Origin of the sequence: Pseudomonas sp. NPDC088444, from assembly GCF_044900175.1 — a bacterium.
Lineage (GTDB): Bacteria > Pseudomonadota > Gammaproteobacteria > Pseudomonadales > Pseudomonadaceae > Aquipseudomonas.
Map to the genome: position 1 here is coordinate 216,766 of NZ_JBJDNK010000008.1, position 13,375 is coordinate 230,140.

Annotated in this window: 11 protein-coding genes and 1 riboswitch; of the genes, 5 read left to right on the forward strand and 6 right to left on the reverse strand. The window is 60.9% G+C overall.

The window, feature by feature from the left end:
- Window positions 1-45: 45 nt before the first annotated feature.
- A complete protein-coding gene (hldE, locus tag ACI2KB_RS17400) occupies window positions 46-1,467 on the forward strand; it encodes a bifunctional D-glycero-beta-D-manno-heptose-7-phosphate kinase/D-glycero-beta-D-manno-heptose 1-phosphate adenylyltransferase HldE (protein ID WP_404636420.1) in 1,422 nt (473 codons plus the stop codon).
- A 67-nt stretch (window positions 1,468-1,534) separates the two neighbouring features.
- Here the strand turns inward: hldE and ACI2KB_RS17405 are convergent, their stop codons facing one another.
- The 4 genes from ACI2KB_RS17405 to ACI2KB_RS17420 all read right to left on the reverse strand — a co-directional run bounded on the left by ACI2KB_RS17405 (window position 1,535) and on the right by ACI2KB_RS17420 (window position 4,922).
- Window positions 1,535-2,506 (reverse strand): metal ABC transporter ATPase, encoded by a 972-nt coding sequence (locus ACI2KB_RS17405; protein WP_404636421.1) that lies wholly within the window; start codon window positions 2,504-2,506, stop codon window positions 1,535-1,537.
- Window positions 2,507-2,543: 37 nt separating this feature from the next.
- The gene (locus ACI2KB_RS17410) at window positions 2,544-3,353 is read right to left on the reverse strand and encodes an aldo/keto reductase (RefSeq protein WP_404636422.1); all 810 of its coding nucleotides are present in this window, start codon (window positions 3,351-3,353) and stop codon (window positions 2,544-2,546) included.
- Window positions 3,350-4,525 carry an NAD(P)/FAD-dependent oxidoreductase gene (locus ACI2KB_RS17415; RefSeq protein ID WP_404636423.1) on the reverse strand — a complete coding sequence of 392 codons (1,176 nt, stop codon included), beginning with the start codon at window positions 4,523-4,525 and terminating at the stop codon, window positions 3,350-3,352. The genes ACI2KB_RS17410 and ACI2KB_RS17415 overlap by 4 nt, the downstream gene beginning before the upstream one ends.
- Window positions 4,526-4,589: 64 nt before the next feature.
- Window positions 4,590-4,922 (reverse strand): DMT family transporter, encoded by a 333-nt coding sequence (locus ACI2KB_RS17420; RefSeq protein WP_404636424.1) that lies wholly within the window; start codon window positions 4,920-4,922, stop codon window positions 4,590-4,592.
- 108 nt (window positions 4,923-5,030) lie between these two features.
- On the opposite strand from ACI2KB_RS17420, the gene ACI2KB_RS17425 reads away from it, so the two are divergent.
- Window positions 5,031-5,915, forward strand: coding sequence for a LysR family transcriptional regulator (locus ACI2KB_RS17425; protein ID WP_404636425.1), 885 nt, complete (start codon window positions 5,031-5,033; stop codon window positions 5,913-5,915).
- A 14-nt stretch (window positions 5,916-5,929) separates the two neighbouring features.
- A complete protein-coding gene (waaA, locus tag ACI2KB_RS17430) occupies window positions 5,930-7,201 on the forward strand; it encodes a lipid IV(A) 3-deoxy-D-manno-octulosonic acid transferase (RefSeq protein WP_404636426.1) in 1,272 nt (423 codons plus the stop codon).
- Between the two features lie 86 nt (window positions 7,202-7,287).
- On the opposite strand, the gene ACI2KB_RS17435 is transcribed toward waaA, so the two are convergent.
- Entirely contained in the window at window positions 7,288-8,727 is a 1,440-nt protein-coding gene (locus tag ACI2KB_RS17435) for a TolC family outer membrane protein (protein ID WP_404636427.1), read from the reverse strand.
- Between the two features lie 181 nt (window positions 8,728-8,908).
- A riboswitch (TPP riboswitch) is annotated at window positions 8,909-9,013 on the forward strand.
- 172 nt (window positions 9,014-9,185) lie between these two features.
- On the opposite strand from ACI2KB_RS17435, the gene thiC reads away from it, so the two are divergent.
- Window positions 9,186-11,072, forward strand: coding sequence for a phosphomethylpyrimidine synthase ThiC (gene thiC, locus ACI2KB_RS17440; protein ID WP_404636428.1), 1,887 nt, complete (start codon window positions 9,186-9,188; stop codon window positions 11,070-11,072).
- Between the two features lie 82 nt (window positions 11,073-11,154).
- Complete coding sequence (cytX, locus tag ACI2KB_RS17445; protein ID WP_404636429.1) at window positions 11,155-12,444, forward strand: putative hydroxymethylpyrimidine transporter CytX; 1,290 nt, start codon at window positions 11,155-11,157, stop codon at window positions 12,442-12,444.
- Here cytX and ACI2KB_RS17450 read toward each other — a convergent pair.
- Window positions 12,413-13,159, reverse strand: coding sequence for an RsiV family protein (locus tag ACI2KB_RS17450; RefSeq protein ID WP_404636430.1), 747 nt, complete (start codon window positions 13,157-13,159; stop codon window positions 12,413-12,415). The genes cytX and ACI2KB_RS17450 overlap by 32 nt on opposite strands.
- Between the last annotated feature and the right edge of the window lie 216 nt (window positions 13,160-13,375).

Genomic DNA, 13,375 nt, shown 5'->3' on the forward strand with positions numbered 1-13,375 from the left:
GTGCTAAGATTCGGCCCCTGTTCATTCTTAGTTGCGGGTTGTTCGATGAAGTTGTCCATGCCACGTTTCGATCAGGCACCAGTTCTCGTGGTGGGCGACGTCATGCTCGACCGCTATTGGCATGGCGGGACCTCGCGTATTTCCCCTGAAGCCCCGGTGCCGGTGGTCAAGGTCGACCAGATCGAAGACCGTCCGGGCGGTGCCGCCAACGTTGCGCTCAACATCGCCGCGCTGGGTGCGAGGGCGTCGCTGGTTGGCGTGACCGGTGAGGACGAAGCGGCCGAAAGCCTGGGCAACAGCCTCAAGGCCGCTGGCGTGATCGCACGCTTCCAGCGCATCGCCCATCAGCCGACCATCGTCAAACTGCGGGTCATGAGCCGCCACCAGCAATTGCTGCGCATCGATTTCGAAGAACCCTTCGCCACCGACGCCGTTGCGCTGAGCAATGAGGTTGACGCCTTGCTTGACGGCGTCAAGGTGCTGGTGCTGTCCGACTACGGCAAAGGCGCGCTGAGGAACCATCAGGTGTTGATCAAGGCCGCGCGTGATCGTGGCATTCCGGTACTCGCCGACCCGAAGGGCAAGGACTTCGCGATCTACCGCGGCGCCAGCATCATCACCCCGAACCTCAGTGAATTCGAAGCCATTGTCGGCCATTGCGTTGACGAGGCGGAGTTGGTCGCCAAGGGCGCCAAGCTCATGGCCGAACTGGAACTCGGTGCATTGCTGGTCACCCGTGGCGAGCACGGCATGACCCTTTTGCGCCCTGACCAACAAGCCTTGCACCTGCCTGCTCGCGCTCGTGAAGTGTTCGATGTGACTGGTGCGGGTGACACCGTGATTTCCACGCTGGCAGCCGCCATCGCTGCGGGCGAGGAATTGCCTCATGCCGTAGCACTGGCGAACCTCGCGGCGGGTATCGTCGTCGGCAAACTGGGGACGGCTGCCATCAGTGCTCCGGAACTGCGTCGTGCCATCCAGCGCGCCGAAGGATCCGAGCGTGGAGTGCTGGGCCTGGACCAACTGCTGCTGGCCATCGAAGACGCTCGCGCACACGGCGAGAAAATCGTGTTCACTAACGGTTGTTTCGACATCCTGCACGCGGGCCATGTGACCTATCTGGAGCAGGCGAGCGCGCAGGGTGATCGTTTGATCGTCGCCGTCAACGACGATGCCTCAGTCAGCCGCCTCAAAGGACCGGGCCGTCCGATCAACAGCGTCGACCGCCGCATGGCCGTACTGGCGGGCTTGGGTGCCGTGGACTGGGTCATCAGTTTCCCGGAGGGCACGCCGGAAAACCTGCTGAGTCACGTCAAGCCGGATGTGCTGGTCAAAGGTGGGGATTACACCGTTGATCAAGTCGTCGGTGCGCCGATCGTTCAGGCGTATGGCGGGGAAGTCCGGGTGCTGGGGCTGGTGGAAAACAGCTCGACCACGGCCATCGTCGAGAAAATCCGCGGGCAGTGAGTCGCCGCTGAATCTTTGTGGGAGCCAGCAAGCCGGCTCCCACAGGGGTATGCGTCGTTTGGGCTGGCTATGTCTTATGCAACTTCTGCCGCGCCATGCGCAGCAGTTGCTTGGCGCCCACCTTCAATCGGCGCTTGATCCCAGTCTTCTTCGCTTTTGGCGGCACCAGCCCCTGCTGCACCAGCCAGTCCTTCCAGCGAATTCGCTCGTCTCGTACCACCCATCCCTCCTGCGCCGCAAAACTCTCGGCCAGGTACAGCCCGCGTGTTCCCGCTGGGGATAGCTTGTCGTTCTTCAGGGTGTAAAGCTCGGGCAGCGGCTTGCCGTTTTCCAGCGGCATCAAATACAGGTCAGGTTTGCTGCGATTGAGTCTTGCGACCAACTCATCATTTTCCAGCGCTTCGTCGACATGAAACAGGCTCAGCGGGCGCGCCTCTTTTGGCACTTCCAGACGCATGTCATAGATCAACTGCAACGAAGCCGTCGGCAGATGGACATAGGCGCGGGGGCGTTCGAGCAGGTTCAAGCTGCCGCAGCGTACGGGCCGTGCGGCCCCTGAAAGCGGACTGAGGCGAAAGGGCATCGCCTCGCGATAGTGCAACGCCGCCGCGTAAGGCGCTGGCAGCCAGGTGTCGTTGAAGCGGCCAATGAGCCAGCCTTGAGGGGTTTCGATCAGGCATTCTTCAGCCACTTCCTGAATCGCAGTCAGCAGCGGCAGATTCAGTTCATGGGCCGGGACATAGCCGGAAATCAGTTTCAGCACCACATCGCCACGGTCCTGCCGACGCTGTCGCACCAGTACCCAGTAATCCCGGTTCTGCCAGGTCAAGGTTAGGCGAACCGAGACCCCCAGGTTCGCCAGCTCGGTGGAAAAACGTTCGCTGTTCTCCACTTCGATCTTGCGACGACGTTGCAGGGTCTGGGAAAAATTGAGCGGCATCCCGACGCTCTGATAACTCAGGCCTTCGGGAGTGGCTTCGACGAACAGCGGCAGGGTTTTGAAGTTGCTGGGGTTTTTCCGGATCAGGGTTCGCGGCATATCGGCTCCTTCTTGCGTTGGGGTCGGCCGCCCGTAATCAGCGCTGGCGGTTGAGCACGGCAGCGGCAGTGGCCACGTTGTGGGACAGGTGCAACGGATTGATCGTTCCGACGATAGCACCGGTAACGCCAGGATGCTCGAACAGTAACTCGAAACTGGCCTGCACGGGGTCTACGCCGGGGCTCAGGCAAACGTGGCCGCTGGCCAGGGCCTTCTTGATCAAGATGCCTTTGTTGTGCATCGCCGCGTAGTCGAGCACCGGTTTTTCAGCCTGTTCGTTGAGGTTGTAGGTGACCATCGCGCAGTCGCCGTTTTGCAGTGCCAACAGACCGCCTTCAACGGTTTTGCCCGAGAAGCCGATGCCGCGAATCTTGCCTTCGCGTTTGAGGTCGGCGAGGGTCTGATAGACCTCACAGTCGTTAAGAACATGCAGGTCGTTGCCGTCAGAATGCACCAGCACCAGATCGATGAAATCCGTTTCCAGACGTTTCAGGCTGCGCTCCACCGACATCCGCGTGTGTGCTGCACTGAAATCATGGTTCGACTGACCGGATTCGAACTCTTCACCGACCTTACTGACGATGACCCACTCATGACGCTGGCCCCGCAGCAGCGGCCCGAGGCGCTCTTCGCTGCGACCATAGGCTGGCGCGGTGTCGATCAGGTTGATGCCCAGATCGCGGGCCAGCTTGAGCAACATGCGCGTTTCGTCATCGCCGGGAATGGTAAAGCCGTTGGGGTATTTCACACCTTGGTCCCGGCCCAGCTTGACGGTGCCCAGACCAATCGGCGACACATCAATGCCGAGATTGCCCAGCGGGCGATGCAGATCGTGAAGCGTCTTCATGGCAGCAGCACGTCCCATACTGGTTTGGCCAGCGGCGGCTTGGGCAGGTCGGGGTACGTTGGCTGCGGAATCGGGTGGATGGCATCGCGGGACAGCGACGCCAACACGCGATCAGCAAAATCCGGGGCCAGCGCGAGTTTGGTCGGCCAGCCCACCATCAGGCGGCCCTGCACATCGAGAAAGGCGTTGTCCGGGCGCACGAGGCCGGTTTGTTGAGGTTCGGCGCGGTCCACACGCATTGTGGCGAATTGTGCATGGCTGAGATCAACCCACGGCAGCAACTGAGTCAGTTCCTTTTTCGCCGCCGCGATTTGCTCGGCCGGCTCGCGGGCAACGCCTTCGGCTTCGGAAATGTCACCGCCCAAGTACCAGACCCACTGGCCGTCGGCAGCCGGATGAGTGGTGACCGTGATACGCGGCTTCGGCCCGCCGCCCAGGCAGTGAGCGTAGAGTGGTTTGAGTGTCGGGCCTTTGACCATGACCATGTGCAGCGGACGACGCTGCATCGCCGGGTGGCTGACGTTCAGTGCTTTAAGCAATTCGGCGGTGCCACCACCTGCGCTCAACACCACGCGCTGGGCGTGAATGTCGCGACCGTCGACTCGCAGACCGACCAGTTCATCTTCGTGCAGCAGCGGCTCGATCTTCTCGCCGGCCAACAGGCTGTCACCGGCCAGCTCGGCCAGTTTCTCGATCAGGCTTGGAACGTCGATCACCAACTCAGCCAGGCGATAGACCTTGCCCTTGAAGCGCGGGTCTTGCAGGGCGGGGGGCAGGTCAGTGCCTTTGACCTGATCGACACGTCCGCGCACCGCCTTGCTGGCGAAGAAGCTGGTGAGGTTGCCCGCAATCGTGCCCGGCGACCACAAGTAGTGAGCTTCGGACAGCAGACGCACGCCCGACAGGTTCAACTCACCCTTGCCCGACAGCGCCTCACGCCAGCGACGGGGCATGTCAGCGATGGCTTCCGAAGCGCCGGACAGCGCGCCGTGCAGCGCGTACTTGGCGCCGCCATGAATGATCCCCTGAGACTTGACGGTCTGCCCGCCACCGAGGCTGGCATTCTCCACCACGACAGTCGAAAAGCCCTGCCGACGCAGGCGGGCGTTGAGCCAAAGACCGGCAACACCCCCGCCGACAATCAGGACGTCAGTGGATATGGCAGATGACATGCGAACCTCGGATGGCAAAACGAATCGCGGCATTATAAGGGAAGCCGCTTTTCAATGACCTCCTTTAATGGCCGGCTGTTTTCGAGAACAACTGGATCACCACGACCCCCGCGACAATCATCGCCATGCCGCCGATGGCAGGCAGATCAAGCTTCTGGCCGTAAATGATCAGCGCGGCAACGCTGACCATCACGATGCCCATTCCCGCCCAGACGGCATACGCCACCCCGACAGGGATCGTGCGCACCACCAGCGTCAGCATCCAGAACGCCGTGGCGTAACCGACGATCACCAGCAGCAGGGGTAGAGGCGTGCTCAGGCCTTTGACGGCTTTCATGGAAACGGTGCCGATGACTTCCGCGCAGATGGCGATGGCGAGCAGGTAGTAGGCGGACATGATGGAAACCCTCTTTGCAAATTCACGCTTCATTGGTGGTGGATTTTAGAGCCTATGCAGATGGGGTAAAGTCATTACCTATCTCACGGGCTGATAGGTTGCACGATCATGGAATGGAGCCTTGAACAGATCCGGCTGTTCGTCAGCGTCGCTGAACAACGCTCGTTTTCTGCGGTGGCGCGGGCGTCGAAGCGCGCGCAATCGGCGGTCAGTAGTGCGATTGCGATGCTGGAAACCGATCTGGGTGTGAGCCTGTTCGATCGCAGCAGCGGGCGGCAGCCCCGTTTGACCGAAGCGGGCGCTGCGTTGTTGGAAGAGGCGCGAGAGTTGTTGCGCCAATGCGAGCGGCTCGATGGCCGTGCGCTGGCGTTGATGCGCGGTCAGGAAGCCCGCTTGCGACTGGCCCATGATGAAGCGATGCCGTATCAACCGGTGCTCGACAGCCTGGACAAGCTGGATCAGCGCTTTCCCAGCGTCGAGGTGCAACTGGCCAGCGGCGCGCAAGGCGACGTGGCCCGCAAGCTGGTGGAGCGCCGCGCTGACCTCGGCCTGTTGTTTCACCACGAACAAATGCCCGAAGCGCTGGAGCGGCGGGTGCTGGGCAGCGTGGAGATGGTCACCGTGTGCGCCGTCAATCATCCGCTGGCGAGCGAGCCGGTGGTCACTCGGCAACAACTGGCCCGGCATCGCCAATTACTGATCGCGCCGCAACAAAGCGACTACCCGGGCGGCGAGCAGTTAAGCCCGCAGGTCTGGCGCGCGGACAGCTTCTACGTCATGGCCGAGTTGCTGATGCGCGGGCTGGGCTGGGCCTGGCTGCCGCGCCATGTGGTGCAGTACCCGGCCTATCAAAATCAGATGATCGAACTGAGCAGCGAGTGGACGCCACCTGCGCTGGTGGTGGAAATGGTCTGGCGTCGCGATGAGCCACTGGGGCCAGCGGCCCGTTGGCTGGCCGAATGTTTCACCCATCACCTGAAGGCCATTGGCTGATAGACTCCGCGCCCATGAATAGAACCCTCTACACCTTCCTGTTTCACCTCGGTTTGCCCCTGATTGCGCTGCGCCTCTGGCTCCGTGCCCGCAAGGCCCCGGCCTACGCCAAACGTATCAGCGAGCGCTTTGCCCGCGAGTTGCCGCCCATGCATAAGGGCGGCATTTGGGTGCACGCGGTGTCTGTTGGCGAGAGCATCGCAGCGGCGCCGATGGTTCGGTCGTTGTTGGCGCGTTACCCGGAACTGCCGATCACCATCACCTGCATGACGCCCACCGGTTCCGAGCGCATTCAATCGATGTTCGCTCACGAGCCTCGGGTTCAGCATTGCTACCTGCCGTACGATTTCCCGTGGGCGGCGGGGCGTTTTCTCGATCACATTCAGCCGAAAATCGGTGTGATCATGGAGACCGAGCTGTGGCCCAATCACATTCACCACTGTGCGAAACGCGGCATTCCCACAGTCTTGGCTAACGCACGACTGTCAGAGCGTTCGGCGCGGGGCTACGGCAAGTTCGCCAAACTCACCCGGCCGATGCTGGCCGAGATGAGCCTGATTGCAGTGCAGACCGAGGCTGAGGCCCAACGTTTTCTGGACTTGGGCGCTCGCCCTGAATGCGTGACGGTCACCGGTTCGATCAAGTTCGACCTGACCATCGACGCACAACTGCTTACCCGCGCCGCACAGCAACGCGCGGACTGGCAGACCAGCGAGCGCCCCGTATGGATCGCCGCCAGCACCCATGCGGGTGAAGACGAGGTGGTCTTGTCAGCCCATCGCGAGTTGCTGAAACAACATCCTGATGCGCTGCTCATTTTGGTGCCACGCCATCCTGAGCGCTTCAACAGCGTGTTTGAACTCAGCCAGCAGCAGGGCTTTGCCAGTGTGCGCCGCTCAAGCGCAGAGCCGGTGACGAGCGCGACGTCGGTCCTGGTTGGCGACACCATGGGCGAGCTGCTGTTTCTCTACGCCTTGGCGGACATCGCCTTCGTTGGCGGAAGTCTGGTGCCCAATGGTGGCCACAATTTGCTCGAACCTGCTGCGCTGGATAAGCCTGTGTTGAGCGGCCCGCACCTGTTCAACTTCCTCGAAATTGCTGCGTTGTTGCGCAGTGCCGGGGCGTTGGAGGAGGTGAGTGATGCGGCGGGGTTGGCAGTGGTGGTGCAGCGATTGATCGAGCAGCCTGAGCAGGCCAAAGCGATGGCCGATGCAGGGGTGGCGGTGATGAAGGCCAATCAGGGGGCTTTGCAGAAGCTGCTGGATGGGATTGGGCGTTTGGTCTAACGGCTGTCGCCGACTCTGTGGGAGCCGCCTTGGTGGCGAAAGCGCTAGACCAGGCAACATAGAATCTCCCACAGTTCCAATAAGCGCTACCGCTCCGACGGCCTCTCGAAATTCTTCGCCGCCTCTTTCGCCAGATCCGGTGGCAGGAAGTCCTTGTCCGGGTTGTAGTCGGACTTCAGATACCGCGACAAATCCTGCAGATCCCCCGGGCTCAACGTTCCCGCCGCCTGCTTCAAACGCAGGTTGTCGAGGATGTAGTCGTAGCGGGTGTTGTTGTAATCGCGTACCGACGCATACAGCTGGCGCTGCGCATCCAGCACGTCGACGATGTTGCGTGTACCGACCTGATAGCCGATTTCCGTGGCTTCCAGCGCGCTCTGGTTGGAGATGATCGACTGCTTGCGTGCCTGAACCTGTTCAACATCGGTGTTCACTGCACGGTGCAGGTTGCGGGTGTTTTCCACCACCTGACGACGCAGGCCCTCGCGTTGTTGTTCAGTCTGCCCGAGGCGGGCATAGGCTTCGCGCACTTGCGAGCTGGTGAGGCCGCCGCTGTAGATCGGGATGTTCACTTGCAGACCGATGGTGCGTTGCTCGACGCTGCCATGAAAGTTCTGCCCAGTGTAGTTAGGGTTAGTGAAGCCCAGCGAATCGTTGTCGCCTTTCTCGTACTGCGCAACGGCGTCCACGGTCGGTGCATGACCGGCCTTGCGCTGGCGCAGGGTTTCTTCGGCAGCGCTGACGGCGTAATTGCTGGCCAGCAGATTGAGGTTCTGTTGCGAGGCCGTGTCCACCCACGATTTCGCATCGTTAGGCGAGGGCGCCAGCACGGGCAGGGTGTGGACGATGCCTTCGATGGAGTTGTACTCGCGGTTGGTCAGGGTCACCAGCGCCTGGAACGCATCGTCTACCTGACGCTTGGCCACAATGCGCGCAGCACGGGCAGTGTCGTAACTGGCTTGGGCTTGCAGCACGTCGGTCTTGTCGGAAAGGCCCACGTCGAAACGCTCGTTGGCCTGATCCAGTTGGCGTTTGAAGGCCGCTTCTTCGGCCTTGGTCGAGGCCAGATTATCCTGTGCACGCAGCACCGAGAAATAGTCTTCGGCGCTTTGCAGGATCAGGTTCTGTTCCGTGGCCGACAGTTGCAGCAAGGCCTGCTCGTTGACGTCTTTTGCGGCTTTGAGCTGGAACCAGCGGTCGGCGCGGAAGATCGGCTGGCTTAGCGTGGCGCGATAAGCCGTGCCGCTGCGATTGATCACCGCGGACGGCTCATCGATCTTGGTCCGGGTGTTGTTGATGTCTGCGCCACCAGAAAGGTTGGGCAGAAGGCCTGCGCGGGCCTGGGGCACGACTTCCTTTTGCGCATCGTAATTGGCGCGGGCCGCAGCGAGGTCGGCGTTGTTGTTGACGGCTTCCTGATAGACGCTGACCAGTCCGGTCTTGGTCGGCAGAGGCAAGTCCGCTGCGCCAGCCATTGCGTTCGAGGCACATGACACGGCAATCGCCAATGAAAGTTTGCGCAGCATAAACAGTCCCTGGTAGTTGTTTTCGTTAACGCGATGCCGTCAAAACGACAGCAGACGGCATTTGGCGCCGCGTAGCGAGTGTAGTTCCGCACGTTGTCGACAACAATCGGGCATACCTGCCATTTAACGAGCGTTTGAAATCCGCGCTTGGCGTTAGCAGGTGGTCGCGTCTAGACTGATGCCGTTCTTGTCGGGGTGCCTTGCTGTGAGGCTGAGATCGGATAATCCGGATCCCGTTGAACCTGATCAGGTTAGCGCCTGCGTAGGGAACAAGATTTCTCGTCTCCCGGCGAGTCCTCTTGAGTGTCGTCCGGGGTCGTGTTTGTTCATTTTGTGAACAGTCCTCGTTTTTCGATTCTCAGCATCCGTTTGATTTCTCAGGGTGCCTCCGTCCGTTCGAATCAGGCTCAAGCTCCGACAATTCAATCCGTTGCAGGATGATGTCTGGAGAGCCAGTGATGAGTACAACACTAAAAAGCACCAATCTGAGTGAGTCCGCCCAGGTCGATTCGGGGTCGGTTCAACCGTTCACCCGCTCGCAGAAAATCTACGTTCAGGGCTCGCGCCCGGACATCCGCGTGCCCATGCGTGAAATCAGCCTGGATGTCACGCCGACTGACTTCGGTGGCGAAATCAATGCGCCGGTCTGTGTCTACGACACGTCCGGTCCCTACACCGACCCCAACGTCATTATCGATGTGCGCAAAGGCCTGGGCGATGTGCGCTCGGCGTGGATCGATGACCGTGGCGACACCGAGCGTCTCGATGGCTTGAGTTCGGACTTCGGCCAACAGCGCCTGGCCGATGCCGAGCTGACCAAACTGCGCTTTGCCCACGTGCGCAACCCACGTCGCGCCAAGGCCGGGGCCAACGTCAGCCAGATGCATTACGCGCGCAAAGGCATCATCACTGCCGAGATGGAATATGTCGCCATCCGCGAAAACATGAAGCTGCAAGAGGCCCGCGCCGCTGGCCTGTTGAAGCAGCAACACGACGGTCACAGCTTCGGCGCGAGCATTCCGAAAGAAATCACCCCCGAGTTCGTGCGCGAAGAAATCGCCCGTGGCCGCGCGATCATTCCGGCCAACATCAACCACGTCGAACTGGAACCGATGATCATTGGCCGTAACTTCCTGGTGAAGATCAACGGCAACATCGGTAACAGCGCGTTGGGTTCGTCCATCGAAGAAGAAGTGGCGAAACTGACGTGGGGCATTCGCTGGGGTTCGGACACCGTGATGGACCTGTCCACCGGCAAGCACATTCACGAAACCCGCGAGTGGATCATCCGCAACTCGCCGGTTCCGATTGGCACCGTGCCGATCTATCAGGCGCTGGAAAAAGTGAACGGCGTCGCCGAAGACCTGACCTGGGAGCTGTTCCGCGACACGCTGATCGAACAGGCCGAACAGGGCGTCGACTACTTCACCATCCACGCGGGCGTGTTGCTGCGTTACGTGCCGCTGACGGCCAAACGTGTGACCGGGATCGTTTCCCGTGGCGGTTCGATCATGGCCAAGTGGTGCCTGGCGCACCACAAGGAAAACTTCCTCTACACCCACTTCGACGAAATCTGCGAAATCATGAAGGCCTACGACGTCAGTTTCTCGCTGGGCGACGGCCTGCGTCCGGGCTCGATTGCCGACGCCAACGACGAAGCGCAATTCGGTGAGCTGGAAACTCTGGGCGAGTTGACCAAGATCGCCTGGAAGCACGACGTGCAGTGCATGATCGAAGGGCCCGGCCACGTGCCGATGCAGTTGATCAAAGAGAACATGGACAAGCAGCTTGAATGCTGCGACGAGGCGCCGTTCTATACTCTCGGCCCGCTGACCACTGACATCGCGCCAGGTTACGACCACATCACCTCGGGCATCGGCGCTGCGATGATTGGCTGGTTCGGTTGCGCGATGCTCTGCTACGTCACGCCGAAAGAGCACTTGGGCCTGCCCAACAAAGACGACGTGAAGACCGGGATCATTACTTACAAGATCGCTGCCCACGCCGCCGACCTCGCCAAAGGCCATCCGGGTGCGCAGATCCGCGACAACGCCTTGAGCAAGGCGCGTTTCGAATTCCGCTGGGAAGACCAGTTCAACCTCGGTCTGGACCCGGACACCGCGCGCTCGTTCCACGACGAAACCCTGCCGAAGGACTCGGCCAAGGTCGCGCACTTCTGCTCCATGTGCGGCCCGAAATTCTGCTCGATGAAGATCACCCAGGAAGTCCGTGAATACGCGGCCAACCAGAAGATCGACGCGGTGGATATTTCGGTCGCTGAAGGCATGCGCGAGCAGGCTGAGCGGTTCAAGCAGGAAGGCAGCCAGCTCTACAAAAAGGTCTGACCGATCTTGATTGATCGTTCCCACGCAGAGCGTGGGAACGATCACCAAACCCAATAACAATGCTCCTCTGAGATCACACACTGTGAACACACCCGGCACCTATTCCCCCGGCATCCCCGTCCCCGCTTCCAAGCGGGTCTTCGGCGGGCGCGATCTGTTTTCCCTGTGGTTTTCTCTTGGCATCGGCCTGATGGTCCTGCAAACCGGGGCCTTGCTGGCGCCGGGGCTGGGCTTGTCAGGGTCGATGCTGGCGATCTTCCTTGGCACCTTGGTTGGCGTTCTGCTGCTCGCTGCCGTCGGTGTGATCGGCAGCGACACCGGCCTGTCGTCCATGGCTGCACTCAAGCTCAGCCTCGGCGCCCAGGGTGCGGCAGTTCCGGCGGTTCTCAACCTGTTGCAACTGGTGGGCTGGGGCTCGTTTGAAATCATCGTCATGCGTGATGCAGCCAGCCTGCTCGCGGCCGGTGCATTCTCCGAAAACAGCCTGTGGACAAGTCCCCTGCTGTGGACGCTGTTGTTCGGGGGGCTGGCAACCCTCCTGGCCGTCAGCGGCCCCCTGACCTTCGTTCGGCAGATCCTGCGCAAATGGGGCATCTGGTTGCTGTTGGCGGCGTGCGCCTGGCTGACCTGGAACCTGTTCGCCAAGGCTGATCTGGCGGCACTCTGGGCTCGCGCCGGAGATGGCTCGATGCCGTTCGCGGTGGGTTTTGACATCGCGATTGCCATGCCGCTGTCATGGCTGCCACTGATTGCCGACTACTCGCGCTTCGGCAAACGCGCAACCGGTGTGTTCGGTGGCACGGTGCTGGGCTTCTTCATCGGTAACTTCTGGCTGATGACCTTGGGCGTTGCCTACACACTGGCGTTTGCGCCGAGCGGTGAAGCCAATGCGCTGTTGTTGGCGCTGGCCGGGGCGGGGATGGGCATTCCACTGCTGCTGATCTTGCTCGACGAGTCCGAAAACGCCTTCGCCGACATTCATTCGGCCGCGGTCTCAAGCGGGATTCTGTTGAAGGTCAAGGTCGAGCATCTGGCGCTGGCCATCGGCGTCATCTGCACGCTGATTGCCTGCTTTGCACCCTTGGCGCAATACCAGAATTTCCTGTTGCTGATCGGCTCGGTGTTCGCGCCGCTGTTCGGCGTGGTGCTGGTGGATCACTTCATCCTGCGTCGTCGCAGTCATGTCGCCGCGACGGTGGGCTTGCGCTGGATGACGCTGCTGGCGTGGGCGGGCGGCATCGCGACTTACCACACGCTGGCCAATCTGTACCCGGATGTGGGTGCAACACTGCCAGCCCTGATCGTGGCTGGCGTGCTGCAACTGATCTTGAGTAAGGCGATCAGCTCCGGCCGGGGAACAGTTCCGGCTTGATGATGCCGTTGAGCTGAGGGTAAGGAATCTTCAGCTCGATGTGGCCCATGGCGTACGGGGCGATGGTGGTGACCGGGTACTTCAGGATCACGGCACCGTACGTCAGGGCGACGTTGGAAGTGCGTTTGAATGGCCACATCTTCTGGAACTCGGCGTCCTTGTCCAGCTTGGTGCTGACTTGCCACGCCTGATGTGCCAGTTCTGCTTTCGCCCAGAACGCCGCTTCCTGGCCCGGCACCAGCATGTCGTTGAGGGTCAGGACGCGCTGTTGCTGACGGGAATAATTGATGAACGCACGGCCTGGATTGCCATGGGCGCCACCGGTGTCCAGATAGCTCGACAGCTCGACCACCACGATGCCGTCATGCTGCTCCCGTACCTTGGCCTGCAAATAGCTGGCATTGCGCGCAGGGGCATTGGCAAGGAACCGCTCCTGATAGGCTTTGATCGACGGCGGCACTGGGCCATCGGAATCGCTGCGGGTCAGGCCCAGCAATGTGCGCTGAACGATTTCATCGAGTTTTGGCTCGTCTGGGAAATGCACGGTGTCGATGTTCACCAACGGGCAATCGGTGGCCGTGCAGCCAGGTTTGACCAATTCGGAAGCGTCGCGCTGAACGGTCAGCGGCTTGCGCATGTTGGGTTCGAAATAACTCTGACAGGCACCCAGAATCAGGGCCAGACAGGCAATTGAAGAGATCTTCAGAAACGACATGGTGATCCTTGGCGTTGGCAGATTAGGGCCATAAAAGGCCACCCCGGAGGGGTAACGGCAACGGGCTTTGACTGCATGGGGCGCAATCAGTTCGCCACTGGGCGGATTAGAGGGCCTTTCCCGTCCGGTCGTCTACCCTCAGTGCCGGATTTGCCAACGATGAGGGCTGCATCCCGTGCAACTCCACGTTAGGATGGCGCGAAGTCTTCCGTGCTT

What these genes read in the sequence shown, in the direction of transcription:
- ACI2KB_RS17405 (WP_404636421.1), bottom strand. Translation starts at nt 2,506, where the DNA reads ATGCCGCGAACCCTGATCCGGAAAAACCCCAGCAACTTCAAAACCCTG.
- ACI2KB_RS17435 (WP_404636427.1), bottom strand. Translation starts at nt 8,727, where the DNA reads ATGCTGCGCAAACTTTCATTGGCGATTGCCGTGTCATGTGCCTCGAAC.
- ACI2KB_RS17415 (WP_404636423.1), bottom strand. Translation starts at nt 4,525, where the DNA reads ATGTCATCTGCCATATCCACTGACGTCCTGATTGTCGGCGGGGGTGTT.
- ACI2KB_RS17450 (WP_404636430.1), bottom strand. Translation starts at nt 13,159, where the DNA reads ATGTCGTTTCTGAAGATCTCTTCAATTGCCTGTCTGGCCCTGATTCTG.
- thiC (WP_404636428.1), top strand. Translation starts at nt 9,186, where the DNA reads ATGAGTACAACACTAAAAAGCACCAATCTGAGTGAGTCCGCCCAGGTC.
- ACI2KB_RS17410 (WP_404636422.1), bottom strand. Translation starts at nt 3,353, where the DNA reads ATGAAGACGCTTCACGATCTGCATCGCCCGCTGGGCAATCTCGGCATT.
- waaA (WP_404636426.1), top strand. Translation starts at nt 5,930, where the DNA reads ATGAATAGAACCCTCTACACCTTCCTGTTTCACCTCGGTTTGCCCCTG.
- hldE (WP_404636420.1), top strand. Translation starts at nt 46, where the DNA reads ATGAAGTTGTCCATGCCACGTTTCGATCAGGCACCAGTTCTCGTGGTG.
- ACI2KB_RS17425 (WP_404636425.1), top strand. Translation starts at nt 5,031, where the DNA reads ATGGAATGGAGCCTTGAACAGATCCGGCTGTTCGTCAGCGTCGCTGAA.
- ACI2KB_RS17420 (WP_404636424.1), bottom strand. Translation starts at nt 4,922, where the DNA reads ATGTCCGCCTACTACCTGCTCGCCATCGCCATCTGCGCGGAAGTCATC.